This window comes from Pediococcus acidilactici (assembly GCA_024970065.1).
GTDB lineage: Bacteria > Bacillota > Bacilli > Lactobacillales > Lactobacillaceae > Pediococcus > Pediococcus acidilactici_A.
In genome coordinates, this window is record CP103908.1 from 937,878 (window position 1) to 964,214 (window position 26,337).

22 protein-coding genes and 1 pseudogene are annotated in these 26,337 nt (G+C 41.7%); 20 read left to right on the plus strand and 3 right to left on the minus strand.

Annotation, left to right across the window (positions count from 1 at the left end):
• Window positions 1–71: 71 nt before the first annotated feature.
• The 14 genes from NYR25_04420 (at window position 72) to NYR25_04485 (ending at window position 18,910) form a co-directional block, all read left to right on the plus strand.
• A complete protein-coding gene (locus NYR25_04420; protein UWF34646.1) occupies window positions 72–4,382 on the plus strand; it encodes a PolC-type DNA polymerase III in 4,311 nt (1,436 codons plus the stop codon).
• A gap of 121 nt (window positions 4,383–4,503) precedes the next feature.
• Window positions 4,504–4,980 carry a ribosome maturation factor RimP gene (gene rimP / locus NYR25_04425; protein ID UWF34647.1) on the plus strand — a complete coding sequence of 159 codons (477 nt, stop codon included), beginning with the start codon at window positions 4,504–4,506 and terminating at the stop codon, window positions 4,978–4,980.
• A gap of 13 nt (window positions 4,981–4,993) precedes the next feature.
• On the plus strand, window positions 4,994–6,166 hold the full coding sequence (gene nusA / locus NYR25_04430) for a transcription termination factor NusA (protein ID UWF34648.1): 1,173 nt from the start codon (window positions 4,994–4,996) through the stop codon (window positions 6,164–6,166).
• A gap of 21 nt (window positions 6,167–6,187) precedes the next feature.
• A complete protein-coding gene (locus NYR25_04435; GenBank protein ID UWF34649.1) occupies window positions 6,188–6,484 on the plus strand; it encodes a YlxR family protein in 297 nt (98 codons plus the stop codon).
• Window positions 6,484–6,783: a ribosomal L7Ae/L30e/S12e/Gadd45 family protein gene (locus NYR25_04440; GenBank protein ID UWF34650.1), complete on the plus strand. Its 300-nt coding sequence runs from the start codon at window positions 6,484–6,486 to the stop codon at window positions 6,781–6,783. The genes NYR25_04435 and NYR25_04440 overlap by 1 nt, the downstream gene beginning before the upstream one ends.
• Window positions 6,784–6,795: 12 nt before the next feature.
• Complete coding sequence (gene infB, locus NYR25_04445) at window positions 6,796–9,432, plus strand: translation initiation factor IF-2 (protein ID UWF34651.1); 2,637 nt, start codon at window positions 6,796–6,798, stop codon at window positions 9,430–9,432.
• Window positions 9,433–9,448: 16 nt separating this feature from the next.
• Window positions 9,449–9,799: a 30S ribosome-binding factor RbfA gene (gene rbfA / locus NYR25_04450; GenBank protein UWF34652.1), complete on the plus strand. Its 351-nt coding sequence runs from the start codon at window positions 9,449–9,451 to the stop codon at window positions 9,797–9,799.
• A gap of 192 nt (window positions 9,800–9,991) precedes the next feature.
• A complete protein-coding gene (gene truB / locus NYR25_04455) occupies window positions 9,992–10,894 on the plus strand; it encodes a tRNA pseudouridine(55) synthase TruB (protein ID UWF34653.1) in 903 nt (300 codons plus the stop codon).
• A complete protein-coding gene (gene ribF, locus NYR25_04460; GenBank protein UWF34654.1) occupies window positions 10,895–11,842 on the plus strand; it encodes a riboflavin biosynthesis protein RibF in 948 nt (315 codons plus the stop codon).
• Window positions 11,843–11,949: 107 nt separating this feature from the next.
• Window positions 11,950–12,990 (plus strand): heat-inducible transcriptional repressor HrcA, encoded by a 1,041-nt coding sequence (hrcA, locus tag NYR25_04465; GenBank protein ID UWF34655.1) that lies wholly within the window; start codon window positions 11,950–11,952, stop codon window positions 12,988–12,990.
• On the plus strand, window positions 12,980–13,609 hold the full coding sequence (grpE, locus tag NYR25_04470) for a nucleotide exchange factor GrpE (protein ID UWF34656.1): 630 nt from the start codon (window positions 12,980–12,982) through the stop codon (window positions 13,607–13,609). The genes hrcA and grpE overlap by 11 nt, the downstream gene beginning before the upstream one ends.
• A 27-nt stretch (window positions 13,610–13,636) precedes the next feature.
• Entirely contained in the window at window positions 13,637–15,493 is a 1,857-nt protein-coding gene (dnaK, locus tag NYR25_04475; GenBank protein UWF34657.1) for a molecular chaperone DnaK, read from the plus strand.
• A gap of 93 nt (window positions 15,494–15,586) precedes the next feature.
• On the plus strand, window positions 15,587–16,711 hold the full coding sequence (dnaJ, locus tag NYR25_04480) for a molecular chaperone DnaJ (GenBank protein UWF34658.1): 1,125 nt from the start codon (window positions 15,587–15,589) through the stop codon (window positions 16,709–16,711).
• 285 nt (window positions 16,712–16,996) lie between these two features.
• Entirely contained in the window at window positions 16,997–18,910 is a 1,914-nt protein-coding gene (locus NYR25_04485) for an FUSC family protein (GenBank protein UWF34659.1), read from the plus strand.
• 161 nt (window positions 18,911–19,071) lie between these two features.
• Here NYR25_04485 and NYR25_04490 read toward each other — a convergent pair whose 3' ends face one another.
• Together NYR25_04490 and NYR25_04495 are read right to left on the minus strand one after the other, a co-directional pair.
• Window positions 19,072–19,545, minus strand: a complete 474-nt coding sequence (locus tag NYR25_04490; protein ID UWF34660.1) for a tryptophan-rich sensory protein — start codon at window positions 19,543–19,545, stop codon at window positions 19,072–19,074.
• 161 nt (window positions 19,546–19,706) lie between these two features.
• Window positions 19,707–19,937 carry a DUF378 domain-containing protein gene (locus NYR25_04495; GenBank protein UWF34661.1) on the minus strand — a complete coding sequence of 77 codons (231 nt, stop codon included), beginning with the start codon at window positions 19,935–19,937 and terminating at the stop codon, window positions 19,707–19,709.
• Between the two features lie 216 nt (window positions 19,938–20,153).
• Here NYR25_04495 and NYR25_04500 point away from each other — a divergent pair, with 216 nt between their 5' ends.
• The 4 genes and pseudogenes from NYR25_04500 (at window position 20,154) to NYR25_04515 (ending at window position 22,995) form a co-directional block, all read left to right on the plus strand.
• On the plus strand, window positions 20,154–20,435 hold the full coding sequence (locus tag NYR25_04500) for a hypothetical protein (GenBank protein ID UWF34662.1): 282 nt from the start codon (window positions 20,154–20,156) through the stop codon (window positions 20,433–20,435).
• A 141-nt stretch (window positions 20,436–20,576) separates the two neighbouring features.
• A pseudogene (locus NYR25_04505) lies at window positions 20,577–21,457 on the plus strand (ATP-binding cassette domain-containing protein).
• The gene (locus NYR25_04510; GenBank protein ID UWF34663.1) at window positions 21,454–22,212 is read left to right on the plus strand and encodes an ABC transporter permease; all 759 of its coding nucleotides are present in this window, start codon (window positions 21,454–21,456) and stop codon (window positions 22,210–22,212) included. The pseudogene NYR25_04505 and the gene NYR25_04510 overlap by 4 nt, the downstream one beginning before the upstream one ends.
• 12 nt (window positions 22,213–22,224) lie before the next feature.
• On the plus strand, window positions 22,225–22,995 hold the full coding sequence (locus NYR25_04515) for an ABC transporter permease (protein UWF34664.1): 771 nt from the start codon (window positions 22,225–22,227) through the stop codon (window positions 22,993–22,995).
• Here the strand turns inward: NYR25_04515 and NYR25_04520 are convergent.
• Complete coding sequence (locus NYR25_04520; protein ID UWF34665.1) at window positions 22,992–23,882, minus strand: LysR family transcriptional regulator; 891 nt, start codon at window positions 23,880–23,882, stop codon at window positions 22,992–22,994. The genes NYR25_04515 and NYR25_04520 overlap by 4 nt on opposite strands.
• A gap of 131 nt (window positions 23,883–24,013) precedes the next feature.
• On the opposite strand from NYR25_04520, the gene NYR25_04525 reads away from it, so the two are divergent.
• The gene (locus NYR25_04525; GenBank protein UWF34666.1) at window positions 24,014–25,228 is read left to right on the plus strand and encodes an OFA family MFS transporter; all 1,215 of its coding nucleotides are present in this window, start codon (window positions 24,014–24,016) and stop codon (window positions 25,226–25,228) included.
• Window positions 25,225–26,160: a 2-dehydropantoate 2-reductase gene (locus NYR25_04530; GenBank protein UWF34667.1), complete on the plus strand. Its 936-nt coding sequence runs from the start codon at window positions 25,225–25,227 to the stop codon at window positions 26,158–26,160. The genes NYR25_04525 and NYR25_04530 overlap by 4 nt, the downstream gene beginning before the upstream one ends.
• Window positions 26,161–26,337 lie beyond the last annotated feature (177 nt).

Here is a 26,337-nt window from a genome sequence, read left to right on the forward strand (position 1 = left end):
GGTTGAATTATCCTAGCAAAGGGTTTAAGTAATCTAAAAATTTGGGATTGTGGTACCAGGAGGACCAAAAAGTGAGTTTATCAGAAAACGAGCAATTTAAAATTTTGCTAAAACAAATAGATTGGTCGGCCCCCGCAGAAATTGGTGAGGGGCTAATTAAGAATTTAACGGTTCACGCAAGTTCAAAACGGTGGTTTTTCAATTTTGAGTGGGACGGTATTTTACCTTACGACCAGTTTGCAGAGTTCGATCAACGCTTAAAGCATACTTTCAAACCAATCGCGGACGTGGATTACCAAATCACCACGCGCACGAATACCATCGCGGAAGCACAAATAAGCGGGTATTGGGATTGGATTATTAAGCATAGTGGCATCCAGTCATCGTTATTCCAGGTACTGTGTGATAAAGCCGTACCTGTTTTTCAAGATCAGTTGTTGACGATCAAGGTGGATAATGAAATTAGTCAAAACCTACTTAACGAGGACGCACTTCGGGCAATCGGACAGCGGTACCAGCAAGTCGGCTTCCCACAATTTAGAATTCAGGTAGCAATTGATAACGATGGCGCGGCAGAACGCTTGGCTCAGTATCACGAAGAAAAAATTAAACGTGACAAGGAGATTGTTCAAAAAGCCACCGAAGCCATTAAAAAGGCGGAAAAGAAAAAGGCTAGTGAAAAGAAAGCCGTTCCGCAATTTAACGGGAAGGTTCAAATTGGGAAACCAATTAGTGACCAAGAACAAGTGACCCAGTTACGTGACGTCAACCAAGAAGAACGTTCGGTAACCATTGAGGGGTATATTTTTGACGTAGAAGTAAAAACCTTGCGTTCAGAACGGCAACTTTTAATTTTCAAGGTAACCGACTACACTTCTTCAATTACCATTAAGAAGTTTTCGCGCAATGAAAGCGATGAGCAACTATTTGCAGCGGTTAAACAAGGACTATGGGTCCGGGTCCGTGGTAGCGTGCAGGAAGACAGCTTCATGAAGGACCTTACCATGAACGCTTATGACATTACCCAGATCAGCCATGCGGAGCGGGAAGATACCGCTGATGAAAAACGGGTTGAACTGCATTTGCATACTAATATGAGCACAATGGATGCTACTAATAGTATCAGTGACTTTGTTAATCAAGCTGCTAAGTGGGGACATCCCGCAATTGCCGTTACGGACCATGCCGGATTACAAGCTTTCCCTGAAGCGTATGCTGCCGGTAAAAAAAGTGGGGTTAAGCCGCTTTTCGGAGTGGAGGCTAACTTGGTGGACGACGGGGTGCCCATTGCTTACAATAGTGCGCACCGCGCGCTGAAGGGTGGCAAATACGTTATTTTTGACGTGGAAACAACCGGTTTATCTGCGATTTATGACAAGGTAATTGAACTTTCCGCAGTCAAGATGGAGAACGGAAACGTAATCGATGAATTCGAAGAATTTATTGATCCTGGGTTCCCACTATCCGAAACGACCATCAACTTGACCAGCATTACTAACGAAATGGTTCGGGGGTCGCTTTCGGAAAAGGAAGTCTTTACTAAGTTCCGCGAATTTTACGAAGACGCGATTATTGTTGGTCACAACGTTACTTTCGATATTGGTTTTATGAATACTGGTTACCTCCGACATGGGATGGAAGAAATAAAAAACCCCATTATTGATACGTTGACTTTAGCACGTTTTCTATACCCCACTTTAAAGGGTTACCGGTTAAATACGTTGGCTAAAAAATTTAACGTAGCACTAGAACACCATCACCGGGCGATTTATGATGCGGAAACGACTGGCCATTTATGCTATTTATTCCTGAAAGACGCTGAAGACCGGTATGGCATTGAATATCACGATCAATTAAACGACCACATGACGGAAAACGATGCTTACAAACATGCCCGGCCCAATCACGCGGTTTTGATTGCAAAAACTCAGGCGGGCTTGAAGAACCTCTTTAAACTAGTATCGTTGTCTAACGTTAAATACTTTTACCGGGTCCCCCGGATTCCACGTTCAGAATTGGAACGACTACGGGAAGGTATTATTGTGGGTTCTGCATGTTCCAGCGGCGAAGTCTTCACCGCGATGGCACAAAAGGGTTACGTGGAAGCGCGAGATCGAGCTAAGTTTTATGACTATTTAGAAGTAATGCCTAAGCCAGTGTATCAGCCGTTAATTGACCAGGAAGTTGTCAGTGATACTAGCAAATTGGAAGAAATCATTGGTAACATTGTTAAACTAGGAAAAGATTTAGACATCCCGGTGGTGGCCACTGGCGATGTCCACTATCTCAACCCGCAAGACGCAATCTACCGGAAGATTTTGATTAATTCACAAGGTGGCGCCAACCCGTTAAACCGCACCGAATTACCTGATGTACACTTCCGCACCACGGATGAAATGCTAGAAGCCTTTCGCTTCCTTGGTGAAGAAACTGCCCACCAAATCGTGGTTGAAAATCCTAACCAAATTGCGGACAGCATCGATGACATTAGTCCTGTTAAGGACAAGCTTTACACGCCTAAAATGCCGGGAGCCGAAGATCGAATCAAGCAACTAGCAATGGATCGGGCCCACGCGCTCTATGGTAAAGAATTGCCGGAGATTGTTAGTGAACGGTTAGATAAAGAATTAACCAGTATCATTGGTAATGGATTCTCAGTAATTTATTTAATTGCCCAGCGGCTCGTGCATAAGAGTAACAAGGACGGGTACTTAGTAGGTTCCCGGGGGTCGGTTGGTTCTAGTTTTGTAGCTACCATGTCCGGGATTACGGAAGTTAACCCGTTACCACCACATTATCGCTGTCCGAACTGTCAGTATTCTCATTTCTATACAAAAGGGGAATATGGTTCAGGTTACGATTTACCGGATAAAAAATGTCCAGAGTGCGGAACTTTAATGATTGGGGACGGGCAGGATATTCCGTTTGAAACTTTCTTAGGTTTTAAAGGAGACAAGGTTCCAGATATTGATTTGAACTTCTCGGGAGACTATCAGCCAATCGCACATAATTATATGCAGGTTTTATTTGGTAAAAATAACGTTTTCCGGGCCGGAACAATTGGTACGGTTGCTGACAAAACGGCTTACGGTTACGTAAAGGCCTACGAACGGGATACCAACCAGCACTTACGGGGAGCTGAAATCGAACGGCTTGCCAAAGGTGCTACCGGAGTTAAACGAACCACCGGACAACATCCGGCAGGTATTTTGATCGTTCCCGACTACATGGATATTTATGATTTCAGTCCAATTCAATACCCAGCGGATGATCAGACTGCGGCTTGGGAAACGACCCATTTTGATTTCCATTCGATCCACGATAATATTTTGAAAATGGATATTCTGGGGCATGATGATCCGACCATGATTCGGAAACTACAAGATTTATCTGGTATTGACCCGCAAACCATCCCTACTGATGACCCGGGTGTAATGAAAATCTTCTCCGGACCTGAAGTACTAGGAGTTACGGAAGAGCAAATTCAATCTAAAACGGGAACGCTAGGGATTCCCGAATTTGGGACGAGGTTCGTTCGAGGAATGTTAGAAGAAACTCACCCGACGACTTATTCTGAACTATTGCAGATTTCCGGACTTTCCCACGGAACCGACGTATGGTTAGGGAATGCGGAAGAATTAATCAAAGCAGGCACCATTACGTTGAAAGACGTTATTGGGTGCCGGGATAACATCATGATGGACTTGATTCATTATGGTCTAGATTCCCAGTCTTCCTTTAAGATTATGGAAAGTGTTCGGAAAGGAAAAGGTATTCCAGAAGGCTATGAAGAAAAGATGCGTGCGGCCAACGTTCCGGATTGGTACATTGAGTCGTGTGGAAAAATCAAGTACATGTTCCCACGGGCCCATGCTTCAGCTTACGTCTTGATGGCGTTGCGGATTGCTTACTTTAAGGTTTATTACCCGTTGGTTTACTACGCAGCTTACTTTACCGTTCGGGCAGATGATTTTGACATTGTAGCGATGTCCCGGGGTAAAGAATCACTAAAGAATCGGATGCAAGAAATCAACGATAAGGGTAACGAAGCTTCGGCAAAAGAAAAGAACCTGTTGACGGTTTTGGAACTCGCAAACGAAATGGTTGAACGGGGCTTCAACTTCAAGATGATTGACCTTGAAAAATCGGATGCTGAAGAGTGGATTATTGATGGTGATTCATTAATTGCGCCATTTAACGCGCTTCCAGGCTTAGGGTTAAACGTTGCTAAGCAAATCGTTGCTGCCCGGGCCGACAAGCCGTTCCTTTCGAAGGAAGATTTGGCAAAACGAGGGCACGTTTCTCAAACGCTAATTGATTTTATGACCGAAAATAACGTTTTAAATGGTCTGCCAGATGAAAATCAATTGAGCCTTTTCTAGATTGTTTTGCAATCTTTCCAAAAGAATGCTATATTAGAGTTAGTAATTTGATACTCGTTAAGTGAGTGAGCAGCGATGCTCACTCTTTTTATTGGCAAAATGTAAATCGGGAGGTTCAAATTTGAGTAGCAATGTTGTTGAAAAAATAACGGAATTAGCTAGGCCCGTTATTGAAAGTCATGATTTCCAACTAGTGGAAGTTGAATTCGTGAAAGAGGGTCAGGGCTGGTTTCTAAGGTTTTATATTGATAAAGTTGGCGGAATTAACATTGAAGAATGCGCCATGGTCAGCGACGAATTAAGCGAACTCTTGGATCAGCAAGATCCCGATCCGATTCCACAAGCTTATTTCTTGGAGGTCTCTTCACCAGGAGCGGAACGTCCGTTAAAAACTAAGGAAGATTTGGCTGCTGCAGTGGGAGAATATATCCATATTTCATTATATGCGTCAATCAACAAGCAAAAGGTGTTCGAAGGATACCTCAAGAGCTTTGAAAATGATGAATTAGTTTTAGACTACCTTGATAAAACTAGACATAAAGAATTGAAAGTCGCTTACAATCAAGTGGCGTTTGCTAGATTAGCAATCAAGATTTAGAGGAGAGTTAAAAATGAGTAAAGAAATGGTTACCGCTCTTGCTAACTTAGAAAAGGAAAAGGGAATTAAGCAAAGCGTAGTTATTGAAGCGCTAGAAGCTGCCCTAGTTTCTGCGTATAAGCGTAATTATGGTCAAGCACAAAATGTTGAAGTAGAATTCAACGAACGGAAGGGTGACATCCACGTCTACGCAGTCAAAAAAGTAGTCGAAGAAGTGGAAGACGATCAATTACAAGTTAGTTTAGCGGATGCTTTACAAATTAACCGTGCTTACGAACTAGACGACGAAATTCGTTTTGAAGTAACGCCGAAAAACTTTGGTCGAATTGCAGCCCAAACCGCTAAGCAAGTAATTATGCAACGGGTTCGGGAAGCAGAGCGCGAAGTTATTTACGAAAAGTACAGCCAATACCTTGACGAAATGGTAACTGGTGAAGTTGCTCGTCGAGATAACCGGTACGTTTACGTTGACTTAGGTGGTGTGGAAGCCGTAATGTCTAAGCAGGATCAAATTCCTGGTGAACAATACGAACCACACGACCACATTAAGGTATACGTAACTAAAGTGGAGTATAGTGGACGGGGACCGCAAATTTTTGTTTCTCGTAGTCACGAAGGACTATTAAAACGTTTGTTTGAACAAGAAATCCCAGAAATTTACGATGGCACGGTCGAAATTATGTCCGTTGCCCGGGAAGCTGGCGATCGGGCTAAAGTAGCGGTGCGTTCAAATAACCCAGATATTGATGCGGTTGGAACCTGTGTAGGTCCTCGCGGTCAACGAATTCAAACCATTGTTAACGAATTGCATGGTGAGAATATGGATGTAATCGAATGGGAGGATGACGACGCTGAATTTATTTCTAACGCCCTCAACCCTGCAGAAGTAATCGACGTTTTATTTAACGAAGAAGAAGAGAATTCTTGTATTGTCATTGTTCCTGATTATCAATTGTCATTAGCAATCGGTAAGCGGGGGCAAAATGCGCGTTTAGCTGCGAAGTTAACTAACTATAAGATTGACATTAAGTCCGAAACCGATGCTGCTGAATTTGTTGAAGAAGATGACGACGAGGAAGCAGCAGAAGTTGAAAATGCAACTGATGTTGAAAATGCTGTTGATGAAAACACGACCGATGAAAGTGTCTTGGAAAGTGAATCAAACGACGGTAGCGACGAAGAATAAGCCCATTGGAGGTGCATTTCAATGAAAACTAGAAAAATTCCAATGCGTAAAGACATTGTAACTAATCAAATGTTTCCAAAACGCGAGCTAGTTCGCGTAGTCAAGAATAAAGAAAATGAAGTGGCCATCGACCCGACTGGAAAAGCTGCTGGGCGTGGAGCTTATATTGGACTAGACGTCGAAATTGCTAAGAAAGCCAAGCAAAAGCGGATTTTTGACCGTACTTTTCAGGTTAAAATTGATGATCAATTTTACGACGATTTGATTGCGTACGTTGATCACCAACAGGCCCGTAAAGAATTGTTCGGGGATAAGTAATGAAACCCGCGGTTCAACAATATTTAGGATTAATGCGCCGGTCGGGAAATTTAACGACGGGTCAGGAATTAGTCTTGAATTTAATTAGAAGCAAAAAAGCCAGGCTAGTACTTTTGGCAGAAGACATTGGAGAATCCAGTAGAAAGAGAATTATTGATAAATGCCATTTTTATGAAATCCCGGTAGTCGTTGCTGGTTCTAAAGCAGAAATCTCAGCAGCAATTGGACAATCGCGCTCGGTAGTGGCAACCACCAATAAGGGTTTCGCAGAAGGGTTCCTCAAGAGATTAAATGAATAGGAGCGTGAAACGATGGGCAAAAAAAGAATTTATGAATTAGCCAAAGAAATCAACGTTTCGAGTAAAGAAATTATTGAAAAGGCTCAAGCAGACGGCCTTGACATTAAGAACCACATGTCAACGTTGGATGCTGACTCGGAAAAGCACCTTCGGGAATCTTTTAAGAAAAATGCGGGCTCCGAGAAGCCAGCAGAAAAGCGGACTCCGAAGTTCCGCTCTAGTAAAACTGGTAAGACCGTGGTGAAAAAGAGCGGTCAACCAAATAAAAATGGTGCGAAGGGTATTCAAAGATTGAAATCAAACACTAACGATAACAAAAATACAGATCATACAAAAGAAGAAAAGCGGCAAAGTAATAACCGGTCCCGGGATAACCGCAATCACAACCAAAATCATGGCCAAAACCGTAATCGAAACCAAAATAACGGGCAAAATCGGCCAAAGCGCGAACAAAGCGAACGCCAAGAAAAGCAAAAGGCGATTCGGGCATCAGTTGCGGAAGCAGCACGGATGGCTGCCCAAGCAAATCGGGAAATTGCGCATGAAAAGCCACAACCTGCGCACAAAAAGCACGTAAGAAACAACGCGGAACGTTCACAAGAACATAAGCGTTCAAACCAAACCCATTCTAACAATGCTACGCCACAAACGAACAAGCGACCAGTAGTTAACGAAACGGTGGCGGTTCCTGAAGCAAATAAGGAACGGACAAATAGCAATAAGAACCACAATTCTAAGAACGGCAACCGGTTTAACAATAACCGGGGAAACAACCGCCCGTTCAACAAGGAAAACCGCAAAAACAAGAAGAAAAACCGTAAGGCAAAACGCGATGGTCGTTTGAAAGAAAGCCAAAAGAAGGTAGTTACGGCTCGTAAAGAAAAGCCGTTGCCAAAGGTGCTTGAATATAGCGAAGGGATCAACGTTGCGGAAATTGCTAAAAAGATTCACCGTGAACCAGCTGAAATCATCAAGAAGCTATTTATGATGGGGGTAATGGTTAACCAAAATCAATCGCTTGATAACGACACGGTTGAACTATTAGCGGCGGATTACGGAATCGAAGCACAACAAAAAGTTGAAGTCGATATCTCAGATATTGATAAAATGTTTGAAGACGAACAAAAGAACACGGATCATCTGGAAAGTCGTCCTCCAGTAGTTACCATCATGGGACACGTTGACCATGGTAAAACTACTTTGCTTGATAAACTTCGTCATAGTCATATTACAGAAGGCGAAGCTGGTGGGATTACCCAAGGAATTGGTGCTTACCAACTTAAGCATGACGACAAGTTAATCACCTTCTTAGATACCCCAGGACACGCGGCCTTCACTGAAATGCGTGCACGGGGTGCTGACGTGACTGATATTACTATCCTAGTTGTTGCTGCAGATGATGGGGTAATGCCACAAACTATCGAAGCAATTAACCATGCTAAGGCTGCCGAAGTGCCAATCATCGTTGCGGTTAATAAGATCGATAAGCCCGGCGCAAATCCTAACCACGTAATGGAACAACTAACCGAATATGGTTTGATTCCTGAATCGTGGGGTGGCGACACGATCTTTGTTGAAATTTCAGCTAAGTTTGGTAAGAACTTGGACGAATTACTCGACATGATCTTGTTACAAGCTGAAGTCTTAGAACTAAAAGCTAACCCTGAACAAAATGCGGCAGGTTCCGTAATTGAAGCTCAATTAGACCCTGGTAAAGGTTCAATTGCGACTGTTTTAGTACAACAAGGAACTATGCACGTTGGTGATCCAGTTGTAATTGGAAACACGTTTGGTCGGGTTCGGACAATGACTAACGAACATGGTCGGCGGGTTAAGGAAGCTACGCCATCAACCCCAGTGGAAATTACTGGGCTAAATGATGTGCCCGAAGCTGGAGACCGTTTCGTAGTCTTCGATGACGAAAAATCAGCACGGGCAGCCGGTGAAGAACGGGCAAAACGTGCGCAAATGGAAGAACGCAAACGTAACAACCACGTCACTTTAGATAACCTCTTTGATTCACTTAAGGAAGGTGAAATGAAGAAGGTTGACATTATTATCAAAGCTGACGTTCAAGGTTCAGTAGAAGCCTTAGCAGATAGTTTACAAAAAATTGATGTTGAAGGCGTACGGGTTAACATTATTCATAAGGCCGTGGGAGCGATTAACGAAAGTGACGTCACTTTAGCTGCGGCAAGTAACGCGATTATCATCGGGTTCAACGTCCGGCCAACGGCACAAGCTAAGCAAATGGCTGACTCTGAAGATGTAGAAATTCGTTTACACCAAGTTATTTACAAGGCAATTGAAGAAGTTGAATCCGCAATGAAGGGAATGCTTGAACCGGTTTATGAAGAAGAGGTAATCGGTCAAGTTGAAGTTCGGGAAACTTACAAGGTTTCTCGGATCGGTACCATTGCTGGTGGATACGTAACCGAAGGATTTATCACCCGGGATGCTGGGGTCCGCTTAATTCGTGACGGCGTAGTTATCTACGACGGTAAACTAGGTAGTCTCCGGCGCTTCAAAGACGACGTTAAAGAAGTTAAACGCGGATTTGACCTTGGTTTAACAATTGAAAAGTACAACGACATTAAAGTCGGTGATGTGATTGAAGCATACCGGATGAAGGAAGTCCCAGTCGAATAATAAGGGGGATTTGAAGATGGCTCGACAATATCGTGCAGATCGCTTGTCACAAGAAATTGAAAAAGAAGTCAGTGACATTTTACGTCGCCGAGTTCGTGACCCTCGCGTGCAGGGAGTTACGATCACGGGTGTAGACGTCACTGGTGACTTACAACAAGCGAAAATTTATTACAGCATCTTATCGGATAAAGCTTCTGACGACGAAAAGACTCGTAAGGGTCTTGAAAAGGCGTCGGGTTTAATCCGGAAAGAATTAGGTAGTCGGTTATCAATTTATAAGACACCGGAATTGATTTTTGAAAGAGATCATTCAGTACAGTACGGTGAAAAAATTGACCAACTAATTAACAGACTTAATCGTGACTAATTTAAAAGAGCAACCATAGACCGGAACGTTCCCAGTAAGTGAATCACTGCGGACCACCATCCTAAGTCGAGTGGTTGCTCTTTTTAAGTTAGTGGGAGATACTGGTTGGGACGGAAATTTTGTATTCCACGATATCTACTGTAAAATACTTAAGAAGAGCAAATTTGCACGAGAAATGTGAGGTTTAATTTGATGGATGGAATTATTCCAATTAATAAAGAACGCGGAATGACTAGTCACGACGTGGTTGCTAAGGTACGCGGAATTTTAAGGACGAAAAAAGTTGGCCACAGCGGTACTTTGGACCCTAGCGTTGATGGCGTACTACCGGTATGTGTTGGCCGGGCTACTAAGGTAGTTGATTATTTAATGCGTTTCGGTAAAACGTACCAAGGTTCAATTACTTTAGGATTGGCGACGACTACCGAGGATCTGGACGGAGAAGTGGTGGCACGACATCCGTTAACGACGCCGTTAACGGATGCCCAGATTGACGCCGCTTTAAAACAGATGACTGGGGAATTAATACAAATTCCACCCATGTATTCTGCCGTGAAGGTCAACGGGCGTAAGTTATACGAATATGCGCGTGCTGGAGAAACGGTAGAACGGCCCCGGCGTAAAATTACCGTTTATCAATTTAAACAAACCCGCCCTTGGAAATTTGATGAAGAAAAGGGACAACAAACCATTTATTTTGAAGTTAAATGTGGCAAGGGAACTTATGTAAGGACCTTGGCAGTTGATTTTGGTCGGCAATTTGGTTTGCCAGCCGTGATGTCGGACTTGACTCGGACAAGCAGTGGCGGATTTGATTTGCAAGAGTGCGTTACCTTAACTGAACTTGAACAGGCGCGTGATGAAGAACGGGTGGAAAGTGAAATTTTACGTCCCGTTGACCACGCGTTAGCAAATTTTAAAACCATGGAGCTTACTGATGCAGAATGGCAATTAGTACAAAATGGTGGCTTTTTAAAACGGCCAATTTCAGAAAAAATCGTCGCCGTTAAGTATCATGGTAAAATACAGGCCCTATATCAATACGACGAACGTCGTCAAGTATATCGCCCAGAAAAAATGTTGTTGGTGAGATAAATGCAAATAATTAAGATACATCATCCTTATGATAAAAAAATGATTCCAAATGAAAAAGTGGTGCTCGCCTTAGGTTTTTTTGACGGTATGCATCGCGGACATCAAGCGGTGATCCAAAAAGCCCGAGCAATGGCGAATGCTAAAGGGTTAGCGTTGGCAGCGATGACTTTTGATCACCATGCTTCGGTAGTTTTCCCTAAGCCGCAGCATCGCTTTAGTGCGTTAAGTTACTTGACTTCCGTTTCGCGAAAGGCGGAGTTGATGGCTGAAGCGGGGGTAGACATCCTTTACGTAGTTAACTTTACTTCTGCATTTGGTAGTTTATCCCCCCAAGAGTTCGTTGAACAATACATGGTCGGGTTAAATGCAGAAGTAGTGGTGGCTGGCTTTGACTACACATTTGGCCCGGTTGCCACGGCTAATATGGACACGTTGCCACAAATTGCACAACAACGTTTTGAAGTAGTGAAAGTTCCTAAGATCATTGCGCAGGGGCAAAAAATTGGTTCGACCGCCATTCGAAACGCCGTTGCTGACGGAAAAATTGATGAAGCTAACCAATATTTAGGCTATCCTTTTGAAACTGAGGGGTTAGTCGTCCATGGTGAAGCGCGCGGCAGGACCCTTGGGTTTCCAACTGCTAATCTCGTGAGTGATCCTAACCAAATTACTCCGGGAATCGGGATTTACGTTGTCGAAATTAAGATTGCAAACACGTGGTATCAGGGGATGGCCTCGGTCGGTCGGAACGTCGTCTTTGGTGAGGGTCGCCCAGTGACTACGGAAATTAACATTTTAGATTTTAATCAAGAAATTTATGGTGAGACGGTCCGGGTTAAATGGCACCACCGTTTACGCGGCGAGGTTAAGTTCGCCTCAGTAGCAGATTTGGTTGCTCAGTTACACCAAGATGAGGCGGATACTCGTGCATTCTTTAAGAAGCGGTAAAGTTGTTTGACCAAATTTGACTAAAGTTGACAATTCTACAAACCTCTGGTATCTTAATAGTTGTTCTTAGCACTCCGACTTTCTAAGTGCTAAAAGAGGTGATTTTCATGTTGACTGATCGTGAATTATTGATTTTAGAGGAAATTGTTCAAGAATATACGGAAAATGGTAAACCGATTGGTTCCAAGACGGTGATGAACAATTTGCCAATTAAAGTTAGTTCGGCCACGATTCGCAACGATATGGCTAAGCTAGAGGACCTGGGATTGATTGAAAAGACCCACTCTTCTTCAGGCCGGGTCCCGTCGTTAATGGGATATCGTTATTATGTTGATCACTTGCTTCGACCAGAAGAAGTCGATCAGACGGAAGCACAACAGATACAAAGGGGACTAGCAACTCATTTCCAAGAGGTCGATGACATTGTCCGTACTTCGGCAGAAATGTTATCTAATTTGACGCATTATACAGCTTTAACACTTAAGCCGGAACAAAAGGGAGCTACGTTAGATGGTTTTCGGATGGTTCCGCTAGGTGGCAACCAAGTGATGTTGATTTTAGTTTCTAGTAATGGTGACGTTACTAGCCAACAGTTCAACATTCCACACGAGATGAACGGAGAAACCTTGGAACGGGTAGTTCGGATCATGAACGACCGGTTGGTGGGAAAAACGTTGAGCCAAGTGTATTACCATTTGCGGACGGACATTCCCCAAGTGGTGGAAAAGTATTTGCAAAGTGATGCGGGAGTTTTGGATGTTTTCCAAGACATCGTTACCCGTTCAACGCGCGACCGCTACTTTGTGGGTGGAAAACTAAACGTCCTGAATTTTTCGAAGAATGTGGATGTAAATTCGCTTCGCGGGTTGTTAACGTTGTTTAATGAAAATGATCAAATTGACGGACTGTTAGGAAATAAGCGGAGTGATTTGGATGTAAAAATTGGCGACGAATTAAGTAACGCGTTGCTAAAAGATTTTAGTTTAATTACGGCCACCTACGATGTAGGCAGTCGTGGTAAAGGACTAATTGCCATTCTTGGTCCAACCAGTATGCAGTATTCGAAGACGTTGGGCTTAATTAATACGTTTAGATACCAATTATCACATCGAATGCTACAATACTATAAGCATCTTGATGACAGTTAGGAGGATTGAATTGGCAAAAGAAGACGAAAAGACAAAGGCAAAATCAACTTCAACCGCAGCGCCGGATGAAGAAAAAAATAATGCCGCTGATGAGCAAACAAAAAAAGCGACGCAAGAATCCGAAGATAATTCAAAAGATTCTGCTAAGGATCAAGAACAAGCAGTTGTAGATCCAGCAGAATTTAAAAAAGTTACGGCGGAACGCGACGAACTTTCCGACAAATATATCCGCGCGCAAGCAGAAATTGTGAACATGCGGCGGCGCAATGAAAAGGAACAAGCTAGTCTGTTAAAATATGATGGTCAAAAACTAGCGAAGGCAATTTTACCTGCGTTAGATAATCTGGAACGCGCTTTGACAGTGGAAGCTGAACATTCAGAACAACTGTTGAAGGGGGTTGAGATGGTTCAAAAGGATCTCTTAAAAGCCCTTAAAGAAAATGATATCGCTGAAATCGAGGCAGATGGTCAAAAATTTGATCCCAACCTGCACCAAGCGGTTCAAACGGTTCCAGCAGATGACGATCATCCAGCGGATACCGTCGTTAAGGTATTCCAAAAGGGTTATATTTTAAAGGACCGGGTATTACGGCCAGCAATGGTTGTTGTTGCTCAATAAAAGATAGAGAAAGAGGGATTTTAGACAATGGCAAGTAATAAAATTATTGGTATTGACTTAGGTACTACAAACTCTGCAGTTGCTGTCATGGACGGTGACAAGCCTAAAATTATCACTAACCCGGAAGGGGCACGGACAACTCCATCAGTAGTTGCCTTCAAAAATGGTGAAACTCAAGTAGGTGAAGTGGCAAAACGGCAAGCAATCACTAATCCAAACACGATTTCTTCCATTAAGCGTCACATTGGCGAAGCTGGCTACAAGGTAACGGTAGACGGCAAGTCATACACCCCACAAGAAGTTTCTGCAATGATTTTGAGCTACATCAAGAAGTTTGCAGAAGACTATCTTGGTGAAGAAGTTGATCAAGCCGTTATCACGGTTCCAGCTTACTTCGATGATTCTCAACGGCAAGCAACAAAAGATGCTGGTAAGATTGCTGGTTTGGAAGTTAAACGAATCATCAACGAACCAACTGCTTCAGCATTGGCTTACGGCTTAGACAAGAGTGACAAGGATGAAAAGATCTTGGTATACGACCTTGGTGGTGGGACTTTTGATGTTTCGATCCTTGAACTCGGCGACGGTGTTTTCCAAGTACTTTCAACAAACGGGGACACTCACCTTGGTGGGGATGACTTTGACCAAAAGATTATTGATTGGTTAGTTGAAGGCTTCAAGGAAGAAAACGGCATTGACCTTTCTAAAGACAAGATGGCTCTTCAACGTTTGAAGGACGCTGCTGAAAAAGCTAAGAAAGACTTGTCTGGAGTTAGCGAAGCACAAATCAGCTTACCATTTATCTCCGCTGGCGAAGCTGGCCCATTGCACTTGGAAAAGACTTTGACACGGGCACAATTTGATCAATTAACCGCAGACTTAGTTGCTAAGACTAAGGTACCAGTTGATAATGCCCTTAAAGATGCTGGTCTATCAGCTTCTGACATTGACCAAGTTATCTTAAACGGTGGTTCAACTCGGATTCCAGCTGTTCAAGAAGCCGTAAAGAACTGGACGGGCAAGGAACCTAACCACTCCATCAACCCTGACGAAGCTGTTGCTCTTGGTGCTGCCGTTCAAGGTGGGGTTTTAACTGGTGATGTTAAAGACGTTGTTTTACTTGACGTAACTCCACTTTCACTTGGTATTGAAACCATGGGTGGTGTGTTCACTAAGTTAATTGACCGGAACACTACGATTCCAACCAGCAAGTCTCAAATCTTCTCTACCGCAGCAGATAACCAACCAGCTGTAGACATTCACGTACTTCAAGGTGAACGTCCAATGGCGGCAGATAATAAGACGCTGGGTCGTTTCCAACTAACGGACATTCCAGCTGCTCCACGGGGAGTTCCACAAATCGAAGTTAAGTTCGATATTGATAAGAATGGTATCGTTAACGTTTCTGCCAAGGATAAGGGTACTGGTAAGGAACAAAAGATTACCATCAAGAGTTCATCGGGTCTCAGTGATGAAGAAATCGAACGGATGATGAAGGAAGCTAAGGAAAACGAAGAAGCCGACCGCAAGCGTAAGGAAGAAGTTGACCTTCGTAACGAAGTTGACCAATTGATCTTCACAACCGACAAGACTTTGAAGGAACTTGAAGGTAAGGTTTCTGAAGACGAAATCAAGAAGGCTAAAGACGCTAAGGAAGCCCTTGAAAAAGCACAAAAAGATAACAACTTAGAAGAAATGAAAGCTAAGAAGGATGATTTGAGCAAGATTGTCCAAGACTTATCTGTAAAGCTTTACCAACAAGCTCAACAAGCACAAGGTCAAGCTGATGGTGCTCAAGGTAACGACCAGAATACCGGTAATAACGACGACAACACTGTCAATGGGGATTTCGAAGAAGTCGATCCTGACAAAGACAACAAATAAATAAGTGATTAGCAATGAAGGGTCGAAGTCGTTGACTTTGACCCTTTTGCGGTGATTAACGGTTAAAACTGGTAAAAATCATGGAGGATGAATATGGCTGGAAGTAAAGATTACTATGACATTCTGGGAGTCAGTCGCGATGCATCTGAAGATGAAATCAAGAAGGCTTATCGCCGCTTGTCGAAAAAATACCATCCGGACATCAACAAAGAGCCGGGAGCGGAACAAAAATTTAAGGACATTAACGAAGCTTACGACGTTTTAGGTGATCAACAAAAGCGTGCGCAATATGACCAGTTTGGTTCAGCAGACGGCAACGCCGGTTTTGGTGGCGGTGGTTTCGGTGATCAAGGCGGCTTTGGTGGTTTTGGTGGCGGCTTTGACGACATTTTCAGTTCTTTCTTTGGTGGTGGTCAACGACAGGCCGCTAACCAACCACGACAAGGAGAGGATTTGCAGTACCAAATGACGCTTAAGTTTGAAGAAGCGATTTTTGGTAAAAAGTCGACGATCAAGTATTCACGAGAAGCCGAATGTAAGACCTGTGGCGGATCGGGTGCTAAGCCGGGAACTTCGCCAGAAACTTGCCATAAATGTCATGGAACGGGTAGTATTCAAATTACCCAAAATACTCCGCTTGGTCGGATGGTTCGGCAACAGGTTTGTGACGTATGTAACGGAACTGGTAAAGAAATTAAAGAGAAATGCCCAACTTGTGGTGGTACTGGACACACTAAGCAAGAACATGAAGTAAAGGTTTCTGTTCCAGCCGGTGTTGAAGATGGTCAACAAATGCGGCTTCAAGGCCAAGGTGAAGCTGGTTATAATGGCGGACCTTATGGTGACCTTTACATCATTTTCCAAGTACAGCCAAGTAAGATTTATGAGCGCGAAGGTTCAGAAATTTACTATGATCAGTCAATTTCTTTCGTACAAGCTGCACTTGGGGATGAAATTGAAGTACCTACCGTTCACGGCAAGGTTAAGTTAAAAATCCCAGCTGGTACGCAGACAGGAACTAACTTCCGCTTGAAGGGCAAGGGAGCTCCTCGTTTACGAGGTAATGGTAACGGTGACCAACACGTCCACGTGAAGGTTAAGGTGCCTAAGAAGCTGAATGCGGGCCAAAAAGAAGCTTTGAAGCTCTTTGCTAAGGCGAGTGGTGAACATCCGTCAGGCAACGGCAAGGGCGGTTTCTTTGATAAATTTATGAATTAATTAAACTAATGTACATTTAAAAAAGGCGAAAGTAGCGGAACTAAGATTCCGTGCTTTCGCCTTTTTGGGTTGCTTTTAAACTAATTCGAAATTTAATTGCTGTGATATATTTTTAATACCAAGAATAATTTTTAACGGTTTGATTTAGGCGTGTTATCGTGTTAAAGTGCGACAACATAGACTATCTGGGATTTTATAAAATCTTTTTTTGTGAATGCGTGGTTATGAATATAATAACTAAAATGATATAATTGAGGCTACATACAATTTGAAGAAGGTTTAAATATGAACAAGAAAATAGCTAGATATCTATTAATATGGCTAAAATCAACATGGCTTTATTCAAAGCCTGTCTGGAACTTTGTTAGTTTAAGTGACTGGTTATTACTATCAGTGGCAGTATTAATAACCAATAGTATTGGTTATTTACTTAGTGATATTTGGAATGCAACTTTTATTTTAATGAATGTTGGCTGCTTTTTTGGAACAATTGTTTGTTTGATGCCACGTCATGACGAGCCCTTAATAAATGCAATTAAAGGAATAGCTTTTATTGGCTTAGGAGGAGTAGTAGGAATTTTGTTTTCAGGTTTTCCACTCTTACTGGCAATAGTAATTACCGGAGGTCTATTTTTAACAGGAATTACATATAGTTTTAGTATCAACACATTCTTGAGATACTTGTTTTGTGTGCTAGCCGTTATGGCAACTGCAGGACTAAAAATTGGCGTTTCTACAGCTAATATGTTTTTAGGCTTGTTATCTTTTATCACAGGAATGGCGATTGTAGCACTAATGTTTTGTCTTTATAATAAGAGACTTAATATATCTTTGCCCATGACTGCAAGTCTATATAGTCAGTTAGTTTTAATTTCAAACAACAAAAAAGCGAATTACTTTGAAGAAAGAACCAAAGTTTTAGAGGCAGTAGAAATAATGCCAAGAATTTACCAAGTGCGTGATCCCTGGGTGTTTCAGGTGGTTAAATCCGCAGATAAAATTCTTACTAGGATAACCTGGAATAAAAACAAAAAAAATACCGAGGCATTAAGTTATATAGTGCAATTACTGCAAGGTATGAACGTTCCTCAGCCTACTAAATTGGAGAAAGCTGATAGTGAAATACAGCAAGTTATTAGTATTTTAAACACAAAGCAAGAACGTGCTAGGACATTTTCAAAAAGAAGCTTTTCTCTTGCAAACGAAATAAAAACACTTAAAAAAATGGTTTCAACCACCTCAAACACAACACTTCGATTTGCGAGCCGTCTAGCTTTAACAGGTTTAATATGTTACGTTTTATCGTTAGCTATGGATCAATTTATGATTATGCCACTAGAAAAACATAGTTTTTGGATTCCCTTATCTGGATGCTTAATGGTGATGCCAGGCGTCCATGATACATTAGGGAAATCAAGTGCGCGCGCCTTCGGATCATTATTCGGCGCATGTTTAGGAGTTTTACTATTTTCCATATTATTTCCATCACAAATTAATAATAAATTGCTTTACGCCGTAGTTTCAACTATATTGATTATTTTGTTTTTGACCATCAAAAAATTTAGTCAATTTTTCTTAATGATTAGCGTAACTTTTTGGCTAGTATTTTTATTAGGAGGAAGCATAGCTGGGGTAACTCGGATAGTTGATGTAATAATTGGAGGGAGTGTCGCTATTTTGATCTTGCTAATTTTTCCGGCAAAATCTAACGACGACTTTGCAGAAAACTTAGAGGATTGGGGGAAAGTAGCGGGATATATACTTTTATATATGTCAAATGAAGAAAAACTGAGCGACTTAAAAGAAAAGGACTTTAATACTTTATATATAATGCAGGATAAACTTAAACGTTCTGCAAACGAATTTATAATAGCAAATCGCGTGAAAAACGATTATGAGACGGTTTGCCTGATTGAAAGTATTAAGACATTAACTTCAAAAATTGAATTACAAATTGTGCAAATGAGGGAACATATTAAATTAGCAACGGTCCAGTTGCATGAGGTCCGGGGAGAATTTCAAGAATATTATGCTAGATTAAATTCTTTGACTAATTCTACAGAAATTGAGAAAAAAACTAAGGAGCAAAAACAAAGTTTAGATCATTACTATTTTGCTGAATTAAATTTAAATATAAAAAGATTGGAAATGGAAGTTGGACAAATACGGGCGGCTAATAAAGTATTTATTAACTCATAGTAATGATCTTCAATAGTAAAGCAAACCTAGCTTTTAGAACTTTTTCTAACTCCTAAGACTAAGCTAGTTTTGCAGGAAAAATTTGTAATTGTAAGAATAGAAAAGCAATGAAGTTCAGGAATATCCTTTACTGTCATTGCTTTTTTAGTTTATGCATAAATTTAATTCAAAATCGCCGTTCCTAAAGTCAAGTAGGTAGCAAATAAGATCCAGATCAAGTACGGAACCATTAGACTAGCGGCTAATTTACTAGTTTGCCAAAATCTTTTCACACACCAAATCACTAGTGCATCGAGTACGATGATAATTAAAAAGCTGATCCAGCGGTTGCTTGCACCAAAGAAAACGATGCTCCAAACAAAATTTAGGACTAATTGGCTAACAAACAAAGTCAAGTTATTTTGGCGTGCGTTGGTCCGGTCACGAAGAATTAAATAACCGACAATTCCAATCATTAGGTATAAAATTGGCCAGACAATGCCAAAAATAAAGTCAGGGGGTGCTAATGGTGGCAAGGTCAAGTTATGGTAAATTGCTTTAATATCTCCTGACAATATTCCCGATAGGCTTCCAATTAATTCTACGATGACGATGCTGGCAATTAATAAAATCCAATTTGGTCTTCTTTTAATCATTAAAACATCCCTCCCTTAAGTTAAGTGATTTCATGGATTAGGTTGCTTTAAGGGTAGCAAAGAAACGATGGTCTGCATAACAATTTGCTTAAAGAAGATTTGCAACATAATAAAAAGACCAGGAAAGATTCCCGGTCCTTGAAAATCTCGGCTAGAAAAAATTACCGATTGTTGTAACGTGCGTCGTCTTCGGGACGATGACTAAGCACGCCCAAGAATTTTAAGCTGTAAAGGGCGCTTAAGCCCACTAAAATGTAGACAATTTTAGAGATAATTGCTGTTTGCCCACCAAATAAGGCAGCTACTAGGTCAAATTGGAAAAGACCCACTAGGAGCCAGTTGATACCGCCGACAATTACTAGAATTAACGCTGTAAGATCCAATGCTTTCATAATAAATCTCCTCCCATAAGGCTATTATTTTGGAACACCCTAAGCTTAGCAAATTCACTAATGATTAGGCGAAGAATATGCTTAACAAAATCTTATAATCTATACTTTACGCAACTAAACAGTGTTGAGAAAAAAAGTTGTTGATGTTAAGCTTGTTTTATAAATGAAAGCGCTATCTATAAGTTGGATAAGGAATTAGTAAAGGAGGAGGTACAGATGGCAAGTGTTCCAAAAGTAGTTCGGGTGGCGTTGTTGCCAAGCTTATTTTTGCGAGTGGAATTTGCTGATGGGGCAGTAAGGTACTGGCGATCAGCAATGAACCAGGAAGAACTAAATTTATTTAAACAAGGTAATCGGCTAAAGTTAAACCAATTAACGCCCGAATATTATTGGCTCGGAGAATCGGCTACATTTGGCCAAGATAACACGTTTGCAATTAATCGGGTTATTTATGATGGTGACGAGATTTATAGGCAGGGTAATCTTCAACCAAACTAGTGTACTAAAAACAAACAGGTCGCAAACACGACCTGTTTTTTATTTGCAAACTAATTTAAAAAGAACTTGCATTTTAACGAGTTTTCAGTCATAGTGTTATATGTAATTAAAACACTATGACTGAACGGGGGTTACTTATTAATGTTGGAAATTAAACAGCTCGACGTCTTTATTGGACGGAAACAAATTATTAAAAAGGCGTCTTTTCAAGTTGGAGACGGGGAGATTGTCGGTTTAATCGGCCCAAATGGTGCGGGCAAAACGACCATTATGAAAACCATTTTGGCACTGACTAAGTTTAAAGGACAGGTGCTGGTGAATCATCAAGTGGTCACCCAAAACCACCATCAAGCGCTACTTAAGGTTGGTGCTTTGATTGAGCATCCCGCCTTGTATCCGTACATGACGGGAAGACAAAATTTAGCCTTGTATGCACAAGACGAAGCTGAAATTGAAGAACTTGCTCACGCTTTAGAAATGGAAACGTATCTTGATGCACGGCAAAAGGGTATTCGTTAGGAATGAAGCAAAAGTTAGGAATTGCCTTGGCCTTATTAAATCACCCTGATTTAGTAATTTTGGACGAGCCCATGAACGGACTTGATGTGGAGGCAACTATTTTAGTACGTAACTTGATTTTAAAAATGGCGCAAAAAGGAACCGCTTTCCTGATTTCCAGTCATATTTTGAGCGAGTTGGAACGGGTGGTTTCCAACGTAGTTTTAATTAACAAGGGCGAAATCCTATTAATTGACTCTTTAAAAAATTTCCAGCGGGAAAATTCTCATTATTATCGGGTGGTTACTGACAATCTATTTGCTAGTTTTGAATTATTAGAAAGTCACGGTTTAACTAGCAAGCTCCAAAATGACTATATTAAGATTAAAGCTGACGATCTCCAAACGGCTGAAAAGTTATTGGTGGAAAATGAACAGTATTTGCTTACGGTTGCTCCAGAAAAACTGACCTTTGAGCAACAAGTGGTGAAGTCGCTTAGGGGGCGGCAGGAGGCACGTCAATGAAAAATAGTTTACAACAGGAAGTTTATAAATTTATTCATCGCCAGGGGTATTGGATAGGAATTTTGACCCTTTGGCTTCTTATGGCACTTTCCGCATGGCTGGAAGGTACCACTGCTAGCTCGGTTGCTCAGAGTTATGACTGGGGAAGGTGGGCTGCAATAGTAACGAGTGTTTTGGTAGCAGTTAACTTTGGCGGAGAGTACGAAAACGAGACCGTCGATACCCTGTTTTACAAAAATCGTAGTCGTGTAGAGGTTTTTCTGGCCAAACTCTTGGTTTTATTAGGTTATGTGTTGGTACTTAGTTTGGCCGGGGCCATCTTCACAATGATATTACAAGCCACCCGAGCACCAAGTACCTTAACGTGGGATTTAGTAATTAATCGGCAAACCCTTTGGCATGCTACGCTTGTTACGCAGTTCGGAAATTATGCGGTGCTGCTAGTAACCATCGCTTTAGTAACGGGGATCACTTGCTTGACACACAGTAAGGTCGTGGCGATGGGATTTAGTTTTCTGTTGATTTTTACGGGAACTACCTTAGCCGGACAGCTTCCCAAAATTATTGATAGCTCATGGATTAATTGGAATCCTTTGAACATGTTGAACCTCGCCACACAAGTTACTAATCCGACGTTAAAAAGCGTAACTAAATTATCCGTTACCCAATTAGCATGGGGGACGGGGGCCTACGCCATCATTTTTACCGCTTTAGCGTACCTGTTTTTTAGCTATGGGCAACCACGTAGCAAGTAGGAGGGAAAAATTTTGATATCCGTTATTAATCAAGAAGCATACAAGTTATTACATAAAAAAATGACTTGGCTTGCACCATTTTTAATAGCTTTACTAATGGTTCCGTTTATTATGTCGTTTGATGACCCCATTTCAGCTCCCTGGCTGGTAATGTCAAGTTTTGGAATCGATGAAATCGCACCCTTAATCATGATCTTAATTGCGGCGACCTTTTTTTCGTCAGAGTTTAAGCAGCGGACAATATTGACGATGCTAGCAAAAACGCCTAGTCGTAAAGACGTGTATTTAGCAAAGCTAATTGTTGTCGGACTTTGTGACGTTGCAATGCATGCTTTTGCGTTAATAATGACAATTATCCTTAATATGGCGCTCCCTAAATTCCGAATAGATTTATTTAAACCGTACTTGTACCATCAAAGCCTATTAACTAACATATTGAGCATGACCCTGGTGGATATTTTAGTAACCATGTTTTTAGTTAGCATTCTTTTCTTAATCTCTTGTTCCGTTACTGAAAACGCGGTTGTTTTAGCAATTAGTTTAGGCGTTTATTTTATGGGCCAAATTATTCCCCCGGGAATCCGACTCTTACCAGAGCAATATTTCAACTGGCTCCGTTGGAATCCACTAAACATGATGCTACTACCTCTACAATACGCAAATTATCCCGTCTACCACGATATGTCGCACCTTTCGACGTTGCAACTAGGATTGGCAACTACTAGTTATGCTCTGTTTTTCGCCGTATTAGGATACCAAGTTTTTCGGCGCCGCCATTATTAGAAAGGTTTTTCTGTAGCTAAATAGTACTGTTGAATTTGGTCGATAAGAGTTCTTGCTTGAGGTGAAAGCGGAACGTCTGCTGAAAAAACCAAGGCAAGGGCTTGTTTTAAACCAGGTTCCTTAATGGAAATTACTTTTAAGCCGGCATGGCCGGCTTTTTGCGATTCAAAAAAGGAACGGGTCACGATGGCAACCCCGTTTAATTGGCTGAGCGCGCTCATACAAGCCGAGTAAGAGGTTACTTCAATTAGATATTGGGGTGATAAATGTTGGTCAAAAAATAACTGGTCGAGAGTCTGACGAACGGCAAACCGGGGATCTAAAACAATTAATGGAAGCCTAGCAAGCTGCGTTAAGGTGATGTTTTCAAGTGTATGATAGGGGCCGGATTCCGTAGTGACGGCGACAATTTCATCAGTGAATAAGTAGCGGTAATCAATGGCGGGATTGTGAACGGGCAAAAAAACTATCCCAAAATTAATCTCGGCCTTTAAAAGCTGTTTCACGGTGCTAGTAGAGGTGTTTTCTCGTAACGTAAATATCGTGTGGGGGCTGAGGGTTTGCAAAGATTTCAGTAGTGGCGTTAAAAGGTGGGTTCCGGATAAGCCAATTTTAATTGCCGGCGGTTCTAACCGGGGTCGGAGAGCTCGCTTGGTTGAACGAACTTGACGTAAAATTTTGCGCGCGTGGGATTGTAAAATTAAGCCAGCGTTGGTGAGCATGATGTGACGTCCAACTTTTAAAAACAAGGGCTGTCCGATTTCGCGTTGAAGGTTACGCATTTGAATACTTAACGTAGGTTGGGCAATGTATAAACGTTCAGCCGCCCGGTGGTAATTGAGCTCTTCACTTAAAACTAAAAAATACTCTAATTGTCTTAAATTCATCAGGATACCTCCCTTCGATAGCTAAAAACAATTACTTCGATAGTTTTTTGAGAATTGTTTGTTTTCCTTTTTAATCTTATCATGTTTTTGGGTCATGATTTGTGAAATATTTAACTTTAGGAGAGCAACAAATGAAAAGAGACTTAAATCGGTGGGTAATGTTGGCAGCACACGTACTAATTAACTTTGTATTAGGGGGCGTCTATGCGTTTAGTTTCTTTAAAACCCCCTTATTGGCTCAGTACCACTGGGATCCAGCAATTTTGTCGCTGGCGTTTTCTATTAACATGGGGATCATTCCGTTACCGATGATTTGGGGTGGTGCGTTAATTGACCGCGGGCACGGGAAATTGGCAATTGTGCTAGGTGGAATCTTATTTTCGGTGGGGTTCATTCTATCTGGTTTTGTAAAAACGCTCCCAATGCTTCTTCTGACGTACGGATTAATTGCCGGAATTGGCAGTGGGTTAGCCTTTACTGGAAACCTTAATAATGCGATTAAATTCTTCCCTGATAAACGCGGGCTGGCGTCGGGATGCGTGTTAGCTGGAGTAGGGGTAGGAACCCTTCTGTGCACCGCGTTAGCCCAATTCTTCCTGACTAAAATGAATATTAGCCAGTCGCTATTTTGGCTAGGAATGGTCTATTTAGCAGTAATTTTTGTGGTTCAATTCTTTATCCGAAGTGCACCGGCTAAAGATAGCGAACAACTTAAAGCCTCTAAAATGGACCGAGATTGGCGTGAAATGTTGGGCGACCGGCGTTTTTGGTTAATGTTTTGGATCATGGCGTTTGGTGTGTTTTCTGGAATGGTTATTAGTAGTTCATCGGCTCAAATCGGAATGGGTGCATACGGATTAACCGCTGGCGCGATAGTGGTTAGTGGTGTCTCAATTGCTAATTCCATTGGTCGGTTAATTTGGGGAACGGTTTCTGATTTGCTAGGTGAATACCATACTTTAGCACTAGTTTACGCATTAATGGCAATTTTTATGGCCCTCTTACTGGGGGGTAAAGGTAATACCGGACTTTTTTACGTTTGTGCATTAGGGATTGGCTTTTGTTACGCGGGAGTATTAGCCGTTTTTCCAAGTATTACCAGCGCAAACTTTGGACTACGGAATCAAGGATTGAATTACGCCTTTATTTACTTTGGATTTGCGATTGGAGCGGTAATTGCTCCTTACGTAACGGCGGCTCTCTTTAAATCTACCCATTCATTTGACGCCGTTTTTATCATCGCGATGGGGTTGTTAGTTTTAGGCGTACTAGCAATTTATCTCTTAAAAGCTTGGGCTAAAAAGGCACTTCAAAAAATGGAAACTAAAGGAGTGAATTGGCAATGAAAGTAGCAATTGCAGGAGCTGGCGCAATGGGTTGCCGCTTTGCAGCAATGCTTAGTGAAGCACAAGTACAAGTGACGCTAATCGATCAGTGGGATGCACACGTCAAAAAAATTAACCAAGTGGGTTTACAAATGGAAGTGGAACACGGAATTCGGCAGTATCATTTACCGACTTTTTTCCCAGAGCAAGTAACTGGTCACTTTGACTTAATCATCGTCTTCACCAAAGCAATGCAAATGGAAGAAATGTTACGTAAAATCAAACCCGTCATTAACGAACACACCACCTTACTCTGTTTATCTAACGGATTTGGAAACGAAGATATTTTAAAACAATTCGTTGCTGCCAAACAAATTTTAATTGGCGTGACCCTCTGGTCTTCTGAATTATTAGGCCCAGGCAAAATCAGAGCAACGGGAACCGGACGCATTGATTTCCAGGCTGCTTCGACCGATTGCGATAAAATCCGGTTAACTGCTGTTTTGAACCTTCTAAACCAAGCCGGTCTGAATGCAAATCTAGCTTTGAACGTTCACGAGTCAATTTGGCGGAAGGCGGGATTTAACAGCGTCATCAATCCGTTATCGGCTTTGCTGAATTGTAATGTAGCAGAATTTGGAAAATTAGAGTACGCCACGCAACTAACCGATTTGATTCTGGAAGAGATCAGTACGGTAGCGGATGCTGAAGGGGTTCCCTTTAGTGTAACCACCATCAAGCAAATGCTGGAGACCCAGTTTGACCCGCAAGCTAGTGGGAAGCACTATCCTTCAATGCACCAAGATTTAAGTAAACATCGGCTTACAGAAATTGACTTTTTAAATGGTTACGTAGTTAAACTAGGACGTAAACACCAACTTGCTACTCCAGTAAATCAAATGATTACCGGGCTAATTCACGGAAAGGAACAACTTGGTCAAACGGATAAGTAGCGGATTAAGAAAATGACTTTATAGTAATAACTGAAGGCTCTTTAAGCGGTAGGTAATAACGTGGCTGCGAAGAGCTTTTTTTACTGGTTAAATAATCTAAGCCAAAACAAAGGATGACTTTTGTGAAGCAGACGGGTAAGATGAAAATGGCAGATCAAGTAAGTCAGTTAAAATTTA